Origin of the sequence: Marinomonas rhizomae (assembly GCF_003315485.1) — a bacterium.
Classification (GTDB): domain Bacteria; phylum Pseudomonadota; class Gammaproteobacteria; order Pseudomonadales; family Marinomonadaceae; genus Marinomonas; species Marinomonas rhizomae.
On sequence record NZ_QNSE01000018.1, the window covers coordinates 27340 to 47888 of the forward strand.

The 20549-nt window shown below is 42.6% G+C and carries 20 protein-coding genes; 7 read left to right on the forward strand and 13 right to left on the reverse strand.

Translation table 11 applies throughout. From position 1 onward, the window contains the following. The first annotated feature begins 65 nt into the window (after window positions 1-65). Complete coding sequence (locus tag DFP80_RS18835; protein WP_113918335.1) at window positions 66-788, forward strand: helix-turn-helix transcriptional regulator; 723 nt, start codon at window positions 66-68, stop codon at window positions 786-788. Here the strand turns inward: DFP80_RS18835 and DFP80_RS18840 are convergent. The 6 genes from DFP80_RS18840 to DFP80_RS18865 all read right to left on the reverse strand — a co-directional run bounded on the left by DFP80_RS18840 (window position 772) and on the right by DFP80_RS18865 (window position 7099). After that, complete coding sequence (locus tag DFP80_RS18840) at window positions 772-1836, reverse strand: ABC transporter substrate-binding protein (RefSeq protein WP_113918336.1); 1065 nt, start codon at window positions 1834-1836, stop codon at window positions 772-774. The genes DFP80_RS18835 and DFP80_RS18840 overlap by 17 nt on opposite strands. Continuing rightward, window positions 1833-3296: a sensor histidine kinase gene (locus DFP80_RS18845; RefSeq protein WP_113918337.1), complete on the reverse strand. Its 1464-nt coding sequence runs from the start codon at window positions 3294-3296 to the stop codon at window positions 1833-1835. The genes DFP80_RS18840 and DFP80_RS18845 overlap by 4 nt, the downstream gene beginning before the upstream one ends. Continuing rightward, window positions 3262-3942 (reverse strand): response regulator transcription factor, encoded by a 681-nt coding sequence (locus DFP80_RS18850; protein ID WP_113918338.1) that lies wholly within the window; start codon window positions 3940-3942, stop codon window positions 3262-3264. The genes DFP80_RS18845 and DFP80_RS18850 overlap by 35 nt, the downstream gene beginning before the upstream one ends. 105 nt (window positions 3943-4047) lie before the next feature. After that, window positions 4048-5568 (reverse strand): tripartite tricarboxylate transporter permease, encoded by a 1521-nt coding sequence (locus tag DFP80_RS18855; protein WP_113918339.1) that lies wholly within the window; start codon window positions 5566-5568, stop codon window positions 4048-4050. Window position 5569: 1 nt separating this feature from the next. Then, complete coding sequence (locus DFP80_RS18860; protein WP_113918340.1) at window positions 5570-6010, reverse strand: tripartite tricarboxylate transporter TctB family protein; 441 nt, start codon at window positions 6008-6010, stop codon at window positions 5570-5572. Between the two features lie 96 nt (window positions 6011-6106). Next, window positions 6107-7099: a Bug family tripartite tricarboxylate transporter substrate binding protein gene (locus DFP80_RS18865; RefSeq protein WP_175020643.1), complete on the reverse strand. Its 993-nt coding sequence runs from the start codon at window positions 7097-7099 to the stop codon at window positions 6107-6109. Window positions 7100-7354: 255 nt separating this feature from the next. Here DFP80_RS18865 and yddG point away from each other — a divergent pair, with 255 nt between their 5' ends. After that, window positions 7355-8284 (forward strand): aromatic amino acid exporter YddG, encoded by a 930-nt coding sequence (gene yddG / locus DFP80_RS18870; RefSeq protein WP_113918341.1) that lies wholly within the window; start codon window positions 7355-7357, stop codon window positions 8282-8284. 79 nt (window positions 8285-8363) lie between these two features. On the opposite strand, the gene DFP80_RS18875 is transcribed toward yddG, so the two are convergent. Next, window positions 8364-9596: a pyridoxal-phosphate-dependent aminotransferase family protein gene (locus DFP80_RS18875; protein ID WP_113918342.1), complete on the reverse strand. Its 1233-nt coding sequence runs from the start codon at window positions 9594-9596 to the stop codon at window positions 8364-8366. A gap of 340 nt (window positions 9597-9936) precedes the next feature. Between DFP80_RS18875 and DFP80_RS18880 the strand changes: the two genes are divergently transcribed. Then, window positions 9937-10374, forward strand: a complete 438-nt coding sequence (locus DFP80_RS18880) for a DUF3010 family protein (RefSeq protein WP_113918343.1) — start codon at window positions 9937-9939, stop codon at window positions 10372-10374. 105 nt (window positions 10375-10479) lie between these two features. On the opposite strand, the gene DFP80_RS18885 is transcribed toward DFP80_RS18880, so the two are convergent. From DFP80_RS18885 to DFP80_RS18895, 3 genes are all read right to left on the reverse strand, one after another. Further along, window positions 10480-10812 (reverse strand): antibiotic biosynthesis monooxygenase, encoded by a 333-nt coding sequence (locus DFP80_RS18885; protein ID WP_113918344.1) that lies wholly within the window; start codon window positions 10810-10812, stop codon window positions 10480-10482. 136 nt (window positions 10813-10948) lie between these two features. Continuing rightward, window positions 10949-11251, reverse strand: coding sequence for a hypothetical protein (locus DFP80_RS18890; protein WP_113918345.1), 303 nt, complete (start codon window positions 11249-11251; stop codon window positions 10949-10951). A 190-nt stretch (window positions 11252-11441) separates the two neighbouring features. After that, window positions 11442-12080 carry a TetR/AcrR family transcriptional regulator gene (locus DFP80_RS18895; protein ID WP_113918346.1) on the reverse strand — a complete coding sequence of 213 codons (639 nt, stop codon included), beginning with the start codon at window positions 12078-12080 and terminating at the stop codon, window positions 11442-11444. Window positions 12081-12215: 135 nt separating this feature from the next. Here DFP80_RS18895 and DFP80_RS18900 point away from each other — a divergent pair, with 135 nt between their 5' ends. Next, the gene (locus tag DFP80_RS18900; RefSeq protein ID WP_113918347.1) at window positions 12216-12767 is read left to right on the forward strand and encodes a carboxymuconolactone decarboxylase family protein; all 552 of its coding nucleotides are present in this window, start codon (window positions 12216-12218) and stop codon (window positions 12765-12767) included. 124 nt (window positions 12768-12891) lie between these two features. On the opposite strand, the gene DFP80_RS18905 is transcribed toward DFP80_RS18900, so the two are convergent. Further along, a complete protein-coding gene (locus tag DFP80_RS18905; RefSeq protein WP_113918348.1) occupies window positions 12892-13773 on the reverse strand; it encodes a DMT family transporter in 882 nt (293 codons plus the stop codon). A gap of 138 nt (window positions 13774-13911) precedes the next feature. On the opposite strand from DFP80_RS18905, the gene DFP80_RS18910 reads away from it, so the two are divergent. The 3 genes from DFP80_RS18910 to DFP80_RS18920 all read left to right on the forward strand — a co-directional run bounded on the left by DFP80_RS18910 (window position 13912) and on the right by DFP80_RS18920 (window position 18044). Then, window positions 13912-14733 carry an HAD-IIB family hydrolase gene (locus DFP80_RS18910; protein WP_113918349.1) on the forward strand — a complete coding sequence of 274 codons (822 nt, stop codon included), beginning with the start codon at window positions 13912-13914 and terminating at the stop codon, window positions 14731-14733. Window positions 14734-14941: 208 nt separating this feature from the next. Further along, window positions 14942-16171 carry a glycosyltransferase family protein gene (locus tag DFP80_RS18915; protein ID WP_113918350.1) on the forward strand — a complete coding sequence of 410 codons (1230 nt, stop codon included), beginning with the start codon at window positions 14942-14944 and terminating at the stop codon, window positions 16169-16171. A 112-nt stretch (window positions 16172-16283) separates the two neighbouring features. After that, complete coding sequence (locus DFP80_RS18920; protein WP_113918351.1) at window positions 16284-18044, forward strand: alpha-amylase family glycosyl hydrolase; 1761 nt, start codon at window positions 16284-16286, stop codon at window positions 18042-18044. A gap of 65 nt (window positions 18045-18109) precedes the next feature. Here DFP80_RS18920 and DFP80_RS18925 read toward each other — a convergent pair whose 3' ends face one another. Together DFP80_RS18925 and DFP80_RS18930 are read right to left on the reverse strand one after the other, a co-directional pair. Further along, window positions 18110-18439 carry a DMT family transporter gene (locus tag DFP80_RS18925; protein WP_113918352.1) on the reverse strand — a complete coding sequence of 110 codons (330 nt, stop codon included), beginning with the start codon at window positions 18437-18439 and terminating at the stop codon, window positions 18110-18112. A 42-nt stretch (window positions 18440-18481) separates the two neighbouring features. After that, window positions 18482-20365: an ABC transporter ATP-binding protein gene (locus DFP80_RS18930; protein WP_113918353.1), complete on the reverse strand. Its 1884-nt coding sequence runs from the start codon at window positions 20363-20365 to the stop codon at window positions 18482-18484. Between the last annotated feature and the right edge of the window lie 184 nt (window positions 20366-20549).

Sequence of the window (20549 nt, forward strand, 5' to 3'; positions counted from 1 at the left end):
ATGTTACTTTCTGTAAAATTGGCAAAAATCATTAAATAGCGAATAAAGTATATAAGGAAGTAGGTATGCGCAACTCAATTGAAGTGATGTCTTATAAAGACACAGCCAGTGCACATCTTCATCAACACACTCAAATTGTGTTACCACTTTCTGGCCGCCTTATTTTAGACGTTGATAATACTCAACAAGCCGTAACATTTGGTCAAGCTTGTTTCATTTCTGCAGGCTTAGCTCATACACACTTAGCATTAGAAGATAACCACTGCCTAGTGTTAAACGCTCTACCCATTTGGGATAGCAAGATTGAAAGTGACGCCAGTTTTGTCGAACTATCGCCACAGGCTCAGGCCTACTTACCATTTTTATCTAGCTTAACCGACGATAAAGTGAATACGTTAAAAACCCATCAAGCACTAAATCTGCTAGCGCATTTATTACCCATTCCACAAGAAAAAATAATCAAAGCAGATACTCGTTTAGCGATAGCCAAACAACGACTAGACTATTACTACGAAAAATCATGGCACTTATCAGAACTGGCCGAAGAAGCCCATTTAAGTCCGAGCCAACTTAGTGTGTTGTTCAAACGTCACCTTGGCATGACGCCGAAGCAATATTTATTGCAACGTCGTCTCAGAGAAGCAAAAGTCTGGCTATCCTCAACCAACAAAAGCTTAGATGAGATCGCCCAAGAAATCGGCATGAGCAATGCCAGTGCGTTAGTTCGTTCATTCAGCAAGCAATATCATATGACGCCAGGCTACTATAGAGCTAATCTTCCGCACTAATTTCCAGAGCCATCTCCCAGTTACGAATAAAACGCTTTTGTTTCGCATAATCCCTTCCAACCAATAACTGCTGATCCAACTCTATAACACCAGTCGGTCCGGGGGCGTTTACTACGTACGGATCATTTGGGTTATTTATATCAGGTTGGATAGGAAACAATAAACCTTGCGTTTGCATCATTTTTTGCGCCTGATCTGACAACAAAAAATCCAAAAATATACCAGCGTCTTCTATGTTTGGCGCTCCTTTAGGAATCAAGGCCGCACGCATCAGCATAAGTGTATAATCTTTTGGTAGGATCATTTTCAGTCTGTCGTCCTCTTGTGCTCTCTGCGACGCATAAGAACCCAAAAGGTTATAACCCAACACCAATTTTCCAGAAGCAACGTCATCAATAATGTCATGAGTACAACAATAGGTTTGCACGTCATGACTACCAAATGCTTCCAATAAGCGCCCCCAAGTTACATCCGCCTGGCGCGCATCTTGGCTTGCCAATAAATAACCGACGCCACTTTTACGAATATCATAGGTGCCAATACGCCTAGTCATGGCTTTTTCATTTTGTCGAATGGTTTGCAACAATGACTGACGGTCTTCAGGTAAATCACCAGGGAATTTGTTTTTATTCACCAACATCACAATCGGTTCAAGCGAAAACGCAAACAGCTGATTACGCCATTTGAAGTTGCTAGGCAAGCGGTCGGTGAAGGCTGATTGATAGGTTTGGGCGTAACCATCGTTTACCAATTTAAGATGTAAGTCCATGGCGCTGCTGATAACTAAACTAGCCTCTGGCTTTTTGTGCTCCTTGATCGTGAAGTGATACAACTCAAGCGTATTCACATCACGATAGGCCAAACGGACGTCGGGATGCAGTTCTACAAATTTTTTCAAAATAGGTTCGAACGACGCTAAGTCCATTGCCGAATTAATAATTAAAGTACGTTGCGCTTGTTTACTACCGAACCAAACTGGCTCAACAGCCCAAAGCTTTGTCACATTCAAGCTGACAACCAACACTAGCGCGAGAAAAAGCTGCCTCATACTGTATCCTCATCAAACCTAAGCTTGGCAAAATCCACTTGAAAGGTTGTACCTTTGGGCTCAGTATCTAAAATTTGAATTCTTGCTGCATGATGAACCACAATGTCTTTCACCATAGACAAACCGACGCCACTACCAGCAATATCGTAGCGTCCTCGATAGAAACGCTCGAACACTCGCTCTTTTTCTAGATTCGGAATACCATCACCATAATCAATCACTTTGACTCGATAAAAACGTTCAAACTCACTTACTTGCACAACCACTTCTGTAGCATGAGCGACATCGGCTCGACTATAACGCACCGCGTTTTCAATAAGATTCTGCATCATTTGCTGAATAGAGAAGGCATCACCCAAAACCATGGTTTCTTTCAATTCACAATCTAGAGAAAGTCGAACCCCTTGATGAAGTGCGGCCACGGCCTGCTCCCGGCACGAGGCCGCAATTGGAGCCAATAAATCTATTGGCTCCAATCTATGAGTTTGCAAACGATGTGACACGACCGCCTGATTCAACAATAAAGTGACCGTTTGGCTTAAGGTATCACACTGCTGAACTATGTTTTCTAACGCCTGGTACTGCCTTTCTGGCGAAGTATTATCCCGAGCATTCTCAGCTAATGCTTTCAAACTTGCCAATGGCGTACGCAATTGATGAGCTGCATCCGCGGTATAATTTTCCAACTGCTCAAGGTTACTCTGTAGTCGTTCCATAAAATGGTTTATCGCTACTTTTAGATGATGAGTTTCCTTTGGCGTATTAATATCAATTGGTGTTAGGTCACCAATAGCGCGCTCCTCTAAGGCGCGCTCAATTCGATGCAAAGGCCGTAAAACAAGATGACTACCAATGATGATTAAAGTGATTGCAACCAAGGCAATAAACACCACTACCTCAACGGCTTTTTGAGTGACCGCAGACGCCATTTTCTCTCGTGACAATCGAGTCTGGCCTAAAATAATACGTACAGTTTGAGCCGTTTCAGGGTCGGTAATATGACGTTGAACCCAAGCGAACCGAACCATTTCACCCGAATATTCTTGGTCATAGAATTGTATTTTGTCTAAAACTGGTTCCTGAGGCGGCTGGCTATCTAAATCTTGGTAGCCCGTAATAAACCCCTGCTCCAAGCTCTCAACTTTATAAAAAACACGGTCTTCCTCTGCTTGCGCTAAAGTGGCAAATGCAGACCATGGAATGTCGATACTAACTTCATTACGCATCAAGCCGACGTTTTCGTCCATTTGCAGTAAAGCACTACGCAATAAACGGTCATAGGACAAATCAGCAAGCTTCTGACTATAATCAAAAATCAAATTAATCGCCAAGCCAGCGATAATCCCGATGACTAAAATACCTGCAAGAATAAATCGAAAGCGCAACGAAGGTGCGTTTTCTAAGGCCTTCTTTTCTTCATCTTCACTAAGGGTTTGATGGTTTGGCGATTTCTGCCACATAACCAATTCCTCTTAGGGTACTAATAACCAAATCGCCCTGCCCCATCTTCTTTCTTAAGCGCCCAACATAGAGCTCAATGGCATTAGGGCCCGGCGTTTCATTGAAATTAAATAGATGGTCGGTCAATTCGTCTTTGCTTAATACACGGCCTAAATGACCTAGAAATATTTCCAGCAAACGAAACTCACGGTTAGTAATGGCGGTTAGCTCACCGTCAATAAAAACCTGACGACTGTCTCGGTTAACAACGATGTTGCCGTGTTCTGTAACATTGGCGGCATAACCTTGCTTACGGCGCAACAAAGCCCTACAACGAGCTTCCAATTCGCCAAAATCAAATGGTTTCGTTAAATAATCATCCGCTCCGGCATCAAGTAAGCGTATACGATCTTCTATCTGATCCCGAGCCGTTAAAATTAATACTGGCGTGTCATCATCACGTTGACGCAGTTTTTGCAATAATTGCAGTCCAGACAAGCCGGGCAAATTAAGATCAAGAAGTATTAAATCGACAGGCTGATACTTCAATAACTCGTCCGCACGCTTACCATCTCCGATTAAATCAACGCCATGCCCTAAACTTGTTAATCTCTCACAGATCGCCTGTCCTAAAACCTGAGTATCTTCCACTACCAGAATTCGCATAACTTTAGCCATCATGTTTTATTATTTTTGGATATAAAAACAACAAAATTCGAGCAACCTAAGTTACTCGAATTTTTTGTCACAATATCTCTAGTATTACAGGGCTTAAACGTCTTTAACAGTGTCTTTTGATTTCTTCATTTTAGCGCGAATAATCGGGCCAACAATGACAGGTAGAACCAAACCAAGAATGGCAACTATCCAAAGACCAATACTCAAGCCACTATTGAAAAGTACGCCCCAATCACCATCAGAAAGCACTAATGCATGACGCAGACTTTTCTCCATTTCAGGCCCAAGCAACATACCCAAAATGATAGGCACTAATGGAATATCCACTTTACGGAAGATGTAACCCAACACACCAAAACCAACCATGAAGTACAGATCAAGAGCGCTATGGCTGACAGAGTATATCCCCACAGACGCAATCAAGGTCACAACTGGCATCAAGTATTTTGGTGGAATACTCAACAATTTAACAAAGATACCAACCATTGGAATGTTTAGCAGTAACAACACCAGGTTACCAACAAACATAGCCGCGATAACGCCCCATACTAGGTCTGCGTTCTGTTGAAACAACATAGGACCAGGAGAGATATTCAAAGAAATCAACATCGCTAACAGAACTGCTGTTGTGCCGCTACCTGGAACCCCTAACGTTAACATAGGTACAAGTGCGCCAGACGCTGCGCCATTGTTACCCGCTTCAGGAGCAGCAACACCACGCGGATCACCTTTACCAAACTCACCTTTATCCGATACACGCTTTTCCAATGTGTAGCTAATAAAGCTACCCAAAGAAGCACCCGCGCCTGGCAATACACCGGCCACGAAGCCCAATACAGCACCGCGGAAAGACGCAGGTAGCACTTTAACGATGTCTTTTGGTGACAATTTAAGTTTGTTGATTGCTACTTGCTTAAGACCATCACCTGCATGACGTTCCAAAAAGAACAACAACTCACTGATCGCAAACAGACCCACGATGGCAATAATGAAATCAACACCTTCGAACAGTTCAAGCGTGTTATAGGTAAAACGCTGTACGCCCGTTGAAATATCAATACCGACTGTCGCAATCATAAGACCAATTGCTGCCGCCATTAGCGTTTTAAACTGGTTTTTACCTGTAATACCACCAAGTGTGGCAAACGCCAAAGCAAACAAAGCGAAGTATTCAGAAGGTCCGAATTTCAGCGCAAATTTAGCCAAAATTGGCGCAAGAATCACCAAGCCGATCGTTGCAATAAAACTACCAATGAAAGACGCGATGGCAGAGATAGCTAAGGCTTCAGCAGCCTTGCCTTTCAGTGCCATAGGATAACCATCTAAACAGGTCATCATGGCAGGCTCATCACCTGGAATATTCAACAGGATAGAGGAAATACGACCGCCGTACATAGCGCCTGCATACACAGACGTTAATAGAATAAGAGAAGAAGTTGGCGACAAACCAAGGCTGAACGCCAAGGGAATCAAAATAGCCACGCCGTTTGCAGGGCCAAGACCCGGTAATGCACCGATCAAAGTACCTAATATGGCACCAATAACCGCAAACATAATACTTTCCGGCGTTAACGCAACCGCAAAGCCTTGCATTAATAAGCTCATAGTATCCATATTAAAACTCCAATAGACCTAGAGGCAGTGCTAGTTCAAGCACATTATTGAATAGGAAAAAGATCACAACCGAGCTTGTCACACCAGTGATAACACTCTTAGCAATACTTGCGCCCATACGCCAACTTAAAAAGCTCACAACAAGTGCTGCAGCAGGCATAAAACCAATCGGTTCAATAGCCCATGCAAAAGCAAGCATAGAAAGAACAACAACACTTAGTTCAATCAACATCGCAACTGGCGCCCATTTCTCGTCTGGATCGGGGCGAACAATCAAATAAATAGAACTAATGCCTAAAATGAGAGAAAGCATGATAGGAAAAGTTTCAGGTCCGACACTTTCGTGCCCGCCAAAAGGAATGGGGAATTTTGTTGCTTCCCAGCCGTATACTACGGCAAGAATAAGCATCAGCATGCCAAACACACGATCGTTAATACGCATGTCTCTGCTCCGTGTCAGTGAATCATAAGGGTGAAAATAGATAAAACAGGAGGGGCACTGTGTCAGTACAAATGCCCCTCCAAAAGCGGTCTGAGGTTATTTAATTAGACCGATATCTTGAGACAATATTTTGATATCAAGCGTTTGGTTCTTAACGAATTGAGTGAATTCAGCACCAGACTTGTGGAATGGCATTAAGCCATTTTTCGTCATGATGTCTTTCCATTCTTGAGTGGTATATAACTCATTCATGGTATTTACCCACCAATCGTAAGAATCGGCACTTGCATTACCTGGTACGTAGAACCCACGCCAGTTCGGTGCAACAGAATCAATACCCTGCTCCATCGCTGTTGGGATAGTGTCAAATGGTGCTGGTAAACGTTCTTCAGAAAGAACCGCTAGCACACGCAAATCACCAGAATCCATGAAGCCTTTAACTTCTGAAATATCGCCAGTAAATGCGTCTACGTGACCACCCACCACTTGAACTAGGGCTTCAGAACCACCACTGAACGCTAGATAACGAATTTTTGGTAATTTTTCAACGTGTGCTTTTTGCGCCGTCATCAAAACTTTTAGGTGATCCCAGCCGCCAGAAGCACTACCGCCTGCGAACTTAACCGCACCTGGGTCTTTCTTAAGGGCTTCGATTACTTGAGTTAATGAAGTGTATTTTGAATCCTTGCCTACCGCGATGATGCCGTAGTCAGCGCCCAATGTACCAACCCATTTAACTTGGTCTGAATTCATACCTGGGAATTGGCCTTGAGCAAGGCGAGTCGTTGTTGCAGTACTAGCAGCAACAATTAGATTGTCGTCTTTGTCACGTTTACTGACTGTGTGTGCGAACGCAACACCACCACCAGCACCAGACATATTGACTGTCTGTACGTTACCTTTAAAATATTCTTGATCGACTAATACTTTGCCTACGCTACGGCAAGTAAAGTCCCATCCACCACCTGGGTTAGCTGGCGCAATACATTCTGCACTTCGAGCTGGTTCATAGGCGTAAGCCTGTCCAGCGATTGTTAGTGCTGCAGCACCAGTAATAAGAACAGACTTCAAAGAAATGGTATTAAGCATGGTTATCTCCTGCTTGTTATTTTTTTTGTTGTTAGCCAATCAAGCTCTTAAAATAGATATTTCAATTAACTTGAGTAGACAAACCTTACCCTGCAAACCTGTCACCACCCTGTCATTAGTCAATATTTCTTACTTAATTGCGCTAAAAAACTATTTTTGACAAGGCAAGTCACGCATTTTTGACAATGTTATTCACTCTCAACCAAGTTAACATCTTATCTAATCAGACTAGATTAGGATTTAGGAAACAACAAGATGACAGTACATTCTCCGCGAGCCACAATCATTGGAAGTATCGCAATTTTACTCTGGAGCAGCCTTGCACTTTTCACCACCCAAGCTAACCTGGTGCCACCTTTGCTGCTGCTTACTCTCACCTTTGGTGTCGCAAGTTTATTATTCTTTATCGTCTATTTAGTCAAAGGTGAGTTAAGGTCATCCTGGTCAAAGACACCAACTAACGCCATTTTAATGGGCGGGCTTGGGTTTTATTTTTATCACTTTTGCTACTTTTACGCCTTTCAACATGCACCACCTGTAGAAGCAGGTCTCATCGCTTACCTCTGGCCCTTATTAATTGTATTGATGGCTGGCATGACAAAAGGAAACTCGCTGTCATGGACGCATTTAGCGGGGGCTGTTATCGCATTTATTGGCACAGGCATTATGCTGCAATCAAAACAGTCAGTACTAGAGGTGGACGTAAACACGGCTTATGATTGGACAGGCTACGCGGCGGCTTTTGCCTGCGCTTTTATTTGGTCAAGTTATTCAGTGGCGAATCGGCGCTTTCAAACCGTTCCTTCTAGCGCTGTGCTTTGGTATTGCCTAGTCACAACACTATTAGCTGGGGCGTCGCATTTGATGATCGAAGCTCAAAGCAAGGCACTATCACTAGATTTTCCTGTAAGTACTTGGATCGCTATTTTAGGGTTGGGCTTCGGACCAGTTGGTATCGCTTTTTTCTGCTGGGATACTGGAGTCAAGAAAGGCAATCTATCATTGCTTGGCGTGCTGTCTTATACCGCACCCGCCCTATCGACTGCGTGGCTTGGGCTTTTTACCGATGCGCAACTCACCACAGGGCAAATCATCGCTTGCCTATTAATTACCGCTGGAGCCCTGTTCGCAAGCTTAATGCCAAATAAAAAAATGTCTTCTACCTATAAAGTAGAAGACATTTAATTCACCTTAAAAACAGCTGATTTAAAACAACCTTTAGGAATAAGGCGCTTCAACACAAAAGCGTCTTAACCTGTTGCCTTTAAGCAACTTGGTAAAGCGTACGCGGCACACTTTGTAGGTAAGATTCCATTTCCGCCATACCGTTTGGCTGATCTACTTTCACCCCCAAATCACGCATGGTACTGCCAAAGGCGTGCAATGTACGAAACAAGTTGTGCTCACGGCACTGCTCACCCATTTGGCCGATACGCACAATTGGTTGGCCAAATGAGCCCGCAATTTCAACTCGATACATTTCTGAAATATGTTGGCAAATCTGCCCTGCGGTCAAACCATCAGGGATATTAATACCTACCACTGAATTTAAACGTGACACCGATGGAATAAATAACTCTAACCCCATCCCTTCAATCCCAGCTTGCAGCGCTTTAGAACAACGTAAATGACGAGCAAAGCGATTCTCTAACGTTTCATCACACACCAACTTTAAAGCTTCATGTAGCGCCATAATGCCAGAAACAGGCGCAGTATAATGATAGCCATCATTATGCCAAAAATTCTCCGCTAACTGCGCATCAAAACACCACTGAGCGATTGGCTTGGTGCGATTCTTAACCGCTGCCCACGCTTCATTAGAAAATACCAGCAACGAGACACCAGGAATGGACGACAAACCTTTTTGACCACCTGTGATAACAACATCCACCTGCCATTCATCCATTTTCAGTGGCATAGTACTCAATGTACAAACGGCATCCACCACCACTAAACAACCGTAAGACTTAGCGATCTTAGTAATTTCTTCCAATGAATGATTAAACACCGTATTCGACGTTTCACCTTGAACCAGCGTTAGCACTTTAGGGCGAGTTTCTTCAATTGCTTTACGAACTCGCTCTGGGTCTGCCGCCTCATGAACACCAACGTGTAATTCATGAACATCGGCACCAACTCGCGTCGCCATTTCCGCCATGCGGTGACTAAAAAAACCATTATTAATACAAAGAATACGTTCGCCCGGTTGTAACAAATTGGCGACTGCCATTTCCATCGCGGCTGACGCTGGCCCTGCTACGCCAAGCACCCATTTAGACTCTGTTTGAAATACATAACGCGCCATTGCTTTCACTTGCCCAATAACTTGCGCCATCACACTACCAAGGTGATTAATCACCACAGAATTGGCTTTGGCGACACGTTCAGGAATAGGAACAGGGCCTGCGCCCATCATTAACAGAGGTTCGTGGGGAAGGATTTCGTCTAAAGATTTCACCTGGGGGCGGGAAATGCCCATTGGCGATGAAGCAGTCATTTTATGCAGCCTTATGTTAGTTAAAATTAAAAAAAGTGACCAATGTTGAAGAAAAATATCTCTAGAGTAAAAAGTAAATATTCACACTTTTACAGTAGAAAATATCGTGAATTGAATTTTAACAAAATAATATTTTGCAATAGTACAATATCCTTGCAAATAATAAGAGGCAGCAAACTGAAAAGAGTGTAATAAACTGGCAGCTGTGATTTTCGCCTTAGATCTGACTGGTTTCCATTTCAACAAGCAGTATTTTTTACTCTGTGAAATGCTGCTTAACTCTGCGAGATAAGAAATAAATATGCGATAATGCGCGAAATTCCCTATTCAGGATCTCGTTATGATTACTTGTGGTATCGAAATTAAAGGCAGCGAAGTGATTTTGTGCCTTCTGTCTAAACAGGACGGATTATTTCAAATCGCCGATTGTCGCCAAGTACGCCACACATTGAGCAACCCAAACGACAGCGAAAGTGTGCGTAAATTTCAGTTCATGTTGAAAAAGTTATTTGAAGATTACAAAGTGAAACGAGCGGTTATTCGTGAACGCCCAACCAAAGGTAAATTCGCTGGCGGTGCGGTAGGTTTTAAGATTGAAGCGGCGATCCAATTGATTGATACCGTGGAAGTCGATTTGTTCAGCGGAGCAAAAACTAAAGACATCATCCAGCACAACCCAATGCCGATTCCATTCAAAGCAACCGGCTTACGCGCATTCCAAGAAGGCGCTTTCACCGTAGCGTATGCTGCGCTTTCAGAATACATTCCTGACGCGTAAGTAGTTAGACCTCACAATAAAAAACGGACGACATTCAATGCTGTCCGTTCTTTATACTCCAATCGACTATTAATGTCTGAACTGCAACAATGCAGCTGACATGGACTAGTTTTCGCCTGTATTTGCAAAAATGTCTGTTTGCAAATAATCATCGGTTACTTCAAGTTCATATATTGTCTTAGATGACTCGACGCACCCTCTCATTCTATCCCTTGCTAAAATGAAGTCTGGATTTATAAAATCCTTCTCTTTCTTCCAAGTTTCTTGATCTGGCCATTGAGCATACCCTATAAATATTAAGGGATTTTTTGTTGAGTGCAGCCGAGAACCGATACTACCAAATTCTTCATAAATGCCTTTCGTCGTCAGCAACCATGAGTCCCTGAATTCTCTAGCCATATCTGTCTTGATAGTGAATTCATATACAGCAATAAACATTATTACCCCCTTAATTTGGTAAGAGCAGCTAAGCGGTAAGTAAACACCTGCTATGATTGAGTGAGTCAAGTTCAACGCGCCTTTAGGAATTGACGCCATAGTCACTTATTCACTTTCTCACAGTCACTTATTCACTTTATTTTGATGCTTCAATAATGGTTTCCGCAGGCTTAAATATGCAAACAGCACCGCCATTAGTTAAACTCACATTGAAGCGTAAATCACAATTTAATGCTATGAACATAATTGGAAGCTGCTCATTCCCAAATGAGGTTGGGAGAAAGGCTATTTTATTTTTTTCCTTACACTTAGCGGAATTATCAGCCGCCTTCCAACTTGTCGTCGTACACAACGTAGCTTGGTTAATGTCGATAGCAAGTACTTGTAGTGGACTAAGTAAAGTAACAGATACTAAAAGCAGCTTGTTGATGATTTTCATATAGAAAACTCCCTGTATTTATGAAATATAGTTCATTTGAATGGTTGAATGACCGCTTTATCTATAGGAAGTTTGCTTTTTAAAGACCCTGACGCCCTTGTTAATATCGCGGTAATTTTTCATCCTTATTAATGGGTTTTCCCAAGTTTTAGATGAAGTTATCGTTTGTTTTAGTAGAGCATTACATGTTCTACTTTTCTGTTTGGCGTACTTCGTCTACCTCACACAACTGCGATTCAAGAATTTTAAAAGGATAGTGCTCAAAAAGCTCATCAATCATCTTTCCCAGTGGCACCCTCTCATCACTTGTTCTAATGTACATTCGCAAACCGGTAATCTGAATTTGTAGAAAACGCGCCAATTCACTTGCGTGTTTCTCTTGATCAATTTCACCTATTCCTTGAGCCTCAATAATCAACCCCGTAAATTGGTTCTCGACGGATTTTAGTGCTTGCTTCGCCACATCAAGTAGATCGCGTTGCTCTTCCGTCAATTCAGACACAGTTTTTGCCAACATGCACATACAGCTCGGCGTCCCTTTTTGCGTATCAATAACCGCTTGTTTAACAAAGGTTTTTAGTGCAACCAATGGCGACTCTGAGGCTTCTCTTATGCTATTTATCTGAGCAATACTAAGCTGAGTATAATGTTCTAAAGAAGCTTTAAAAACCCCATCTTTACTACCAAACTCAGCATAAATACTACCGGGCCTCATATCTATAGCATCCTGAAGGTTTCTCATGGACGTTGCATGGTAGCCCTTCTCCCAATAAAGCTTAGTTGCATTAGCAACTACCTTATCGCGATCAAACTTAGGTTTTTTACTCATAGTATAACCTTATGAAAAAATGTAACTGAGCAATCGTTCAAATATATATTGAACGATCGTTCATTTAAAGTTAAATTACTCTTCTCGATCCATAAAAATGCTTTAAACAAGACCCAAACAGATAGGAATAAAACAATGAGCGAATTTAAATTACATACTTTAGAAACGACGCCTGAAGGCAGTAAAGACATCCTTGAAGGTTCAGTAAAACAAATGGGGAGTATTCCAAGCCTTTATGCTGTTATGGCTGAATCACCGGAAATTCTAAAAGCCTATACTCAGTTGCATCAGGCTTTTACAGCCACATCTTTTGATTCAGAAGAATTAACCGTTGTCTGGCAAACAATCAACGTTGAGCACGAATGTCATTTCTGTGTTCCAGCCCACACCGCCATAGCTCACTCAATGAATGTTGATCCAGCCTTAACAGATGCTCTGCGTAACAGTGAGCCAATGCCAAACGAAAAACTGCAAGCGTTACATGACTTCACTCTAGTCTTGGTACGTCAACGTGGTAACGCAAGCGACGAGCAGCTTAACACCTTCTATGCCGCAGGCTATGCTCCTAAACAAGTTCTAGAGATCATTCTAGGCTTATCTCAAAAAGTAATTAGTAACTATGTAAACCACGTTGCTAAAACACCCGTTGACGATATGTTCAAACCTTTTGCTTGGACAAAGTCTTAAATCTTACAATTAAAGATCAGACGAAAAAAATGGACATCACAACGCGATGCGGTGTCCATTTTAAGTCACCAACCTGTCTATTTTGATGCAAGATATCAAAAACGCACCAAAAACGATCATTCAGCTACACTTTTTGCCTTCCTAATATAACCAATGACACACCACCTAATACACCACAAGTAGCAATAATCAAATGTAAAGTAACGGCTTCATTAGCAAAAAATACGCCTCCTATTGTGGCAATAATAGGAACGAGAAGCTGTAATACGGCAGCCATGGAAGCACTAAGATAAGGCAAGACAGCATACCAAATGGCGTAGCCTAGTCCAGACATAATGGCTCCAGAGGTGACGGCGAAAATAATCCCTTCAGTCTGGGCGATTTGCGACGGCTCAGCATTCAGATCAATAATGATCAATGTAATCAATAACATAGGAATAGTTCGAACGAAATTAGAAGTGGTCGCAAACAAAGGCTTCACCGAAATCTTACCTCGCCATGTGTATAAACCCCATGCCACGCCCGCCAGCGTCATCAAGATAAAGCCCAATAATGAAGGCGACGATAAGGTTGGAAGCACTAAATAAACAAAGCCACAGAAAGCCATAAGCAGCCCAATCCACTCAAGCCAGGCCAACCTTTGTCCCGCCCAAACAGCAAATAAAATAAGCGTTAGCTGAACCGCCCCAAACAATATCAAAGCCCCTACCCCAGTTTCTAAAGTGACGTAGGCATAAGAAAAGCCCAAGGCGTAAATAAAAAGTGCCAAGGCCGATAGCCAACTACCTTCAGACCATATTCGCTTAGGGGCAGTATTGTTAGATTTTACACTTTGAAGAAAGCACAAAAGAGCAAGTGTTGCAGCACCGCTGAGTAATCGCCACATTGTGAAACTAGCAGGATCGATAAGCTCACCAGCCAAAGCAAGCCGACACAATACCGAATTGGCAGCAAAGGCTAATAAGGCAAGAAAGATAAAGAAATATAACCGTAGCAAACTTGTCATCAATATGTTCTACAGCCTAGTTAACCTTAGGCACGTACCTTATAGGAAAAAACGCTACTTTACGCACTGGCACCAGATTTGCAAGTCTCATACTAACGTCCACCAACGGTACTTTGATGGACTCAAAAAGGAATCGACATGACAACGCTTTTAATTTTCACCGATTTGGATGGTACCTTACTCGATCATCACACATACAGTTTCAAGCCAGCAAAAGCTGCATTGCAGTCACTAAAGACGTTTTCTATCCCTTGCGTCATTAACACCAGTAAGACATTTGTTGAGCTTATATCTCTTAGACAAGAGCTCAACCATCAAGACGCTTTTATTGTGGAAAACGGCTCTGCTGCTTATATTCCTAAGAATTTAGTCCTCTCTATAGATGAAACCTTAGAGGACTGCGGTGAATATTGGCGCAAATCATTCGGTCCAAAACGTGACGAACTAATCGAACTCACCAATGATAAGCAAGACCAATACACCTTTAAACGCTTCAGCGAGATGACATGGCAAGAGCTGGTTTCCATCACTGGACTCAGTGAAGAAAACGCTAAGCAAGCCATGCAACGAGAATTTACCGAGCCTATGGTTTGGACCGACTCCAACCTTGCTCTAAATGCATTGCGTGATGAGCTGGCTCCCTTTGGTGTGCAAATTCAAAAAGGCGGTCGCTTCGCTCATCTCATGGGCGAACACTGCGACAAGGCAAACGCCATGCTATGGCTCAAAGCCTTGTATGAACAACAAAGCGATGAAGACGTTACCATCATGGCTTTAGGCGATGGAGAAAACGACGTAGGCATGTTGAGCAAAGCTGACATTCCGGTCGTAATTCGCTCTCCTGTTCATGCTCCCCCTGAAATCCCGAATCGCTACGATGCTTGGCTGAGCGACGCATATGGGCCAGAAGGCTGGGCACAAGCGATTAATAAAGTTTTGACTCGACAAGGCATTTTGTAACGGCACTTTTTAACGACAGAAAGAAAAGACAACAATTACGATAAGAGGCCTTTTTACAACATCACGAGCCAAGCCAAGACGAGGCAAAAATAGACGAGAAAGCGGAGTTTATAGATTATAAATGAGCATTTTGAGTCTATTTTTAACAAAGTAATGGCAAGCTCAGTAGCTGTACAAAGGTCACTATAACAATACTAGGAGAACAACTATGGGTGACTTTCATCAAAACGGCATCATCACAACCCTTCACAACTTGGCACATCGTCCATTAGAAGAAATGGAGAAAGAGCTGTGTGAGTTTGCGAAAACACGCCCAATGTCTCTTATCTTACCTTGTTTGTATTCCGAACTTGAAACAGACGCCATGCCGAATATTCTTAAGCATTTACAGCAAGTTCCTTACTTAGCCGAAATCGTCATTGGCTTAGACAGAGCCACAGAAGACCAGTACCGACACGCGTTAGAGTTTTTCAGCGTGTTACCGCAAAACGTTAAAGTGCTTTGGAATGATGGCCCTCGCCTAAGAGAAATTGACAGCGTATTAAAAGGCGAACACCTTTCACCATCCGATCCGGGTAAAGGCCGTAATGTCTGGTTCTGTATGGGCTACAACTTAGCCGCGGGCAAAGCAGAATCCATCGCCATGCATGATTGTGACATTGTCACTTATGATAGAGAACTGCTAGCTAGGCTTATTTACCCTGTTGCCAATCCAAATTTTAACTACGAATTCTGCAAAGGCTTTTATGCTCGTGCCGCCAATGGAAAAATGAATGGCCGTGTCAGCCGCTTATTAGTTACACCGCTATTATGCTCGCTTAAAAAAGTATTTGGGCATTTGGATTATTTAGATTACTTAGACAGCTATCGCTACCCATTAGCGGGTGAATTTTCCTTCCGTCGTGATGTAATGACAGATTTGCGTATCCCAAGTGACTGGGGGCTGGAGATTGGCGTGTTAAGTGAAATGTACCGAAATTACTCGACTAACCGTTTATGTCAGGTTGATATTGCTGACATTTACGATCACAAACACCAAGATTTATCGGCTGATAATGACGATGGCGGGTTGTCTAAAATGTCCATCGATATAACTAAAGCTATTTTTAGAAAACTGGCAACGAACGGCACCATTTTCAACCAAGAGACCTTCCGTACAATTAAAGCCACATACTACCGTGTCGCCCTAGACTTCATTGAAACTTACCGCAACGATGCGGAAATTAATGGTCTAAAATTAGACGTTCATACCGAAGAGCGAGCTGTCGAGTTGTTCGCCAGTAATATAATGAAAGCGGGTAACCAGTATTTAGAAAATCCAATGGAAACTCCTTTTATCCCAAGCTGGAACCGCGTTGTCAGTGCTTTTCCTGGGGTGATGAATCAATTGGCTCAAGCCGTCGAATTGGATATGGCTCAATACGGTCCTAAACAATAAAGACTGTAACGAAAAGATCGACCGAAATAGAATTGACCTTAAGATAATTTTTTTCACTAAATTGAACGTCACTACGTTGCTTTTCAATCACTAAAAAGACGGGTAGGTAAACATGGAAAATGCTCCTTTGTCGCATCTAGAACAGCGTTTAATCGCTCACTTGAAAGTCATTTACCCAAGCTTGGACAATAAGGATTTGGCGACAAAGTGTTTAGCCACATTTAATCTAGATCCGTCAACGGAGTCGCCTCGTCCTCATAAAAACTTATGGGATCAATCAGACATTATGTTAATTACTTATGCCGACACCTTGCGCAGAAAACAAGAAGCGCCCTTAGAAACCCTACATAAGTTTGTTAAAAATAAATTGTCTGATTGCATTTCTGCCGTTCACCTACTGCCGTTTTTCCCTTACAGTTCAGATGACGGCTTTAGCGTAATGGACTATACAACAGTCAATCCATCCAGTGGTCGTTGGGCTGATGTAGTGAACCTTTCGCAAGATTTTAAAGTCATGGGCGATCTGGTCATCAACCACTGCTCAAGCAGAAGCATGTGGTTCGAAAATTACAAGGCAGGCATTGAACCTGGCGCAAGCTTCTTTTATGAAGCAGACCCAAACGCAGATTTAACCGCGGTGGTTCGCCCTAGAACATCGCCCTTATTACGAGAAGTGCAAACAAAAAACGGCGAAAAACACGTTTGGTGTACCTTTAGTCACGATCAAGTAGATTTAAATTTCGAGAACCCCGTCGTTCTATTGGAATTCCTACGCATTATTCGTTTGTATCTTGAAAAAGGTATTCGTTGGTTTCGATTAGACGCCGTAGCATTTCTTTGGAAGATACCAGGCACGTCTTGCATCAACTTGCCTCAAACCCATGAAATGATTCGTTTGTTACGCTTGATGATTGAACATTACGCACCAGAATCTGTGATCATCACCGAAACGAATATACCCAACCAGGAAAACCTAACCTACTTCGGTAACGCTAACGAAGCCCATTTAATTTACAATTTTTCCTTACCGCCTTTACTCATCAACAGCTTGGTAACTGGAAACAGTAGCCATTTAAAGCAGTGGTTAATGAGCATGACTCCTGCTCAACAAGGTACCACTTATTTAAACTTTATCGCGTCCCATGATGGCATCGGATTGCGTCCAACTGAAGGTTTGCTTTCGGAATGGGAGCTGGAAACACTGATCAATACGATGAAACGCTTTGGCGGAAAAATCAGCTCCCGCACTACACCACAAGGTGAAGCCAAACCTTATGAGATCAACATCAGTTTATGGAACGCCTTATCAGGGTCAGCGTTACACGGCCCTGACAAATGGCAATTTGCTCGCTTCTTATGTGCCGCTGGTGTAATGATGGCACTAGAAGGGGTTCCTGCGTTTTATATCCATAGCTTATTTGGTACAGAAAACGATTTGGAGCGCGTAGATAATACAGGTCAATTTCGTTCGATAAACCGCCACATTTGGGATATGGAAGACCTAGATCATGTGTTAAATACCCCAACCCATCATCAGAAAGTCTTTCAAAGCGTCACTAAATTAACGCAAATTCGTCGTGCTCAACCGGCATTCCACCCGAATGCCACACAATATGTACTGCATATGGGAGAGAATCTCTTCGCTTTCTGGCGTCAGAGTTTAGATCGAAGACAAAGCTTATTTGCGGTATACAACATGACAGATCAACCACAACATTTTAACTTGTCGGAGCTAAACCTAATAGCCACAGACGACTGGACAGATTTAGTCTCAGAACAAGTATACGAGGACCATTTAGGTAAGGTCACTTTAATGCCCTATCAGTTCGTTTGGCTGGCAAACAAAAGAGGGAAAATCAAAAATAGCGAATAACTGCCAATAAAAACGCGACATTTCTTGTCGCGTTTTTTCTACCAACAACCTAGACAGCAAACTCTCTAATGACTTACTGTTTTAGAAAACACGTTAATTACCACCACACCTGCAACAATCAACGACATACCGATGCAAGCGGCTAAATCCAATTTTTCATTGGCGAATAAATAGCCAAATAAAGAAATTAATACCACTCCTAAACCAGACCAAATCGCGTAAGTCACACCCGTTGGCATAGAGCGCATCACTATGGTTAACAAGAAAAAAGACACGCCATATCCAACCACCAGCACAACACTTGGGCCTAATTTAGTAAAAGAATCAGACGCTTTTAAGGCCGTCGTTGCAATCACTTCAGCTAATATTGCCAGAAACAAAATAAAATACGTCATAAGCCCTTCTCTAAATTGTTGACCTCAAAAGGAACAGTATTATTACTTAACCCCTTCCAACTCAACCTCTTCGATATCGATGTTCTCTAGATCAACATCTTCCGCTAAGAAACCACCTGTTTGATGCGCCCAAAGAGATGCATAAATACCAGCGTGCTGAATCAATTCTTCATGGCTGCCTTGCTCAACAATATTGCCTTGATCTAATACAATTAGACGATCCATTGCCGCAATAGTTGACAATCGGTGAGCAATCGCGATAACGGTTTTGCCTTGCATCAGTTTGTACAAACTTTCTTGAATCGCCGCTTCGACTTCAGAATCCAATGCCGATGTTGCTTCGTCTAAAATCAACAAAGGCGCATCTTTCAACAAGACTCGCGCAATAGCGATACGCTGACGTTGTCCACCTGAAAGCTTAATGCCACGCTCGCCGACCATGGCATCGTAACCTGAATTGCCAAATGGATCGGTTAGATCTTGAATGAAATCATGAGCCTCAGCTTGTTTCGCAGCGGCAATCATTTCCGCCTCTGTTGCATCAGGGCGACCATAAAGCAAATTTTCACGAACCGTTCTATGCAGCAAAGACGTATCCTGAGTCACCATGCCGATTTGTCCACGTAGTGAATCTTGTTGGACTTGGCTAATATCTTGACCATCAATGCGAATCTGACCTGATTCAATATCATGGAAACGCATCAATAAATTAACAATCGTTGACTTACCGGCACCAGAACGCCCCACTAGACCGACTTTTTCACCGGCTTTTATCGACAGCACAAGGTTTTCAATCACCTTACTGTCTTGCTTGCCATAATGGAAATTGACCGCATCGTATTCAATAAGGCCATGAGGTACTGAAAGTACAGGCGCGTTTGGCTTGTCTTCTATCTCTATAGGGCGCGACAACGTTTTCATGCCATCGTTCACCATACCGATGTTTTCGAATAAGGCGCTGACTTCCCACATAATCCATTGCGACATACCGTTTAGTCTAAGAGCCAAACTTACCGCTATCGCTATCGCGCCAACACTAATGATGCTGCCTGTCCATAACCAGATAGACAACGCCGCCACAGAAAATGCCAACACATAGTTACAAGTCTGAACGCCTACGCTAAGCATAGTCACCAAGCGCATTTGCTTATAAACCGTTTGCAAGAAACCGTCCATGCCGTCTTTTGCATAGTCCGCTTCCCTCTGATGATGAGAAAAAAGCTTAACCGTTGAAATATTACTGTAACTGTCAACAACGCGCCCCGTCATGGTAGAACGTGCGTCGGCTTGCTCTGCAGAGATTTTTTTCAACTTAGGGACAAAGTACATTTGCAATAATACATAGCAAACCAACCAAGCTAACATTGGAATCATCAGGCGATAATCTGCTTTGGCGATCAGTACAACCATAGAGATAAAGTAAACACCGATGTACACCAAAACATCGAGTAATTTCATTACGGTTTCACGAACGGCAAGAGAAGTTTGCATAACCTTAGTTGAAATACGTCCTGCAAATTCATCCTGAAAAAACGACATGCTTTGACGTAAGATATAATGATGAGATAACCAACGAATACGCATTGGGTAATTACCCAAAAGCGTTTGGTGGATAATCGCCGAATGAACAAAAGTCACTAATGGCATAAGTACAAGAATCATCAAAGACATTAATAATAAATGTGTACCTTCTTCGGCAAAAAAGGTATCTGGATTCTTATTGATCAACCAATCAACCAATTGCCCCATGAAACTAAATAACGTCACCTCTAAAATAGCAATGGCGGCAGTCAAAAGAGACATTAGAAACAATGGCAGCTCTACTCCTCTTGAGTAGTAACGGCAAAACGCAAACAGTGTTTTTGGTGCTTGCACAGCCTCTATATCAGGATAAGCTGGTACCCATTTTTCAAAAAAACGTAACATAGTATTCCTTATTAATCTTTTACTCTGGCACCATCAGAAAACAAAACGAAATATACATGGGCGTTTGACGGGGCAATAAAATAGCTTCAATACCGCCATTGGAAATGTAAGCGAAATTGAACCACGTTCCATAAATGAAAACCAGAAAAGATAGCCCTTCCAAATTGCAGTCTATTGGGTTTTA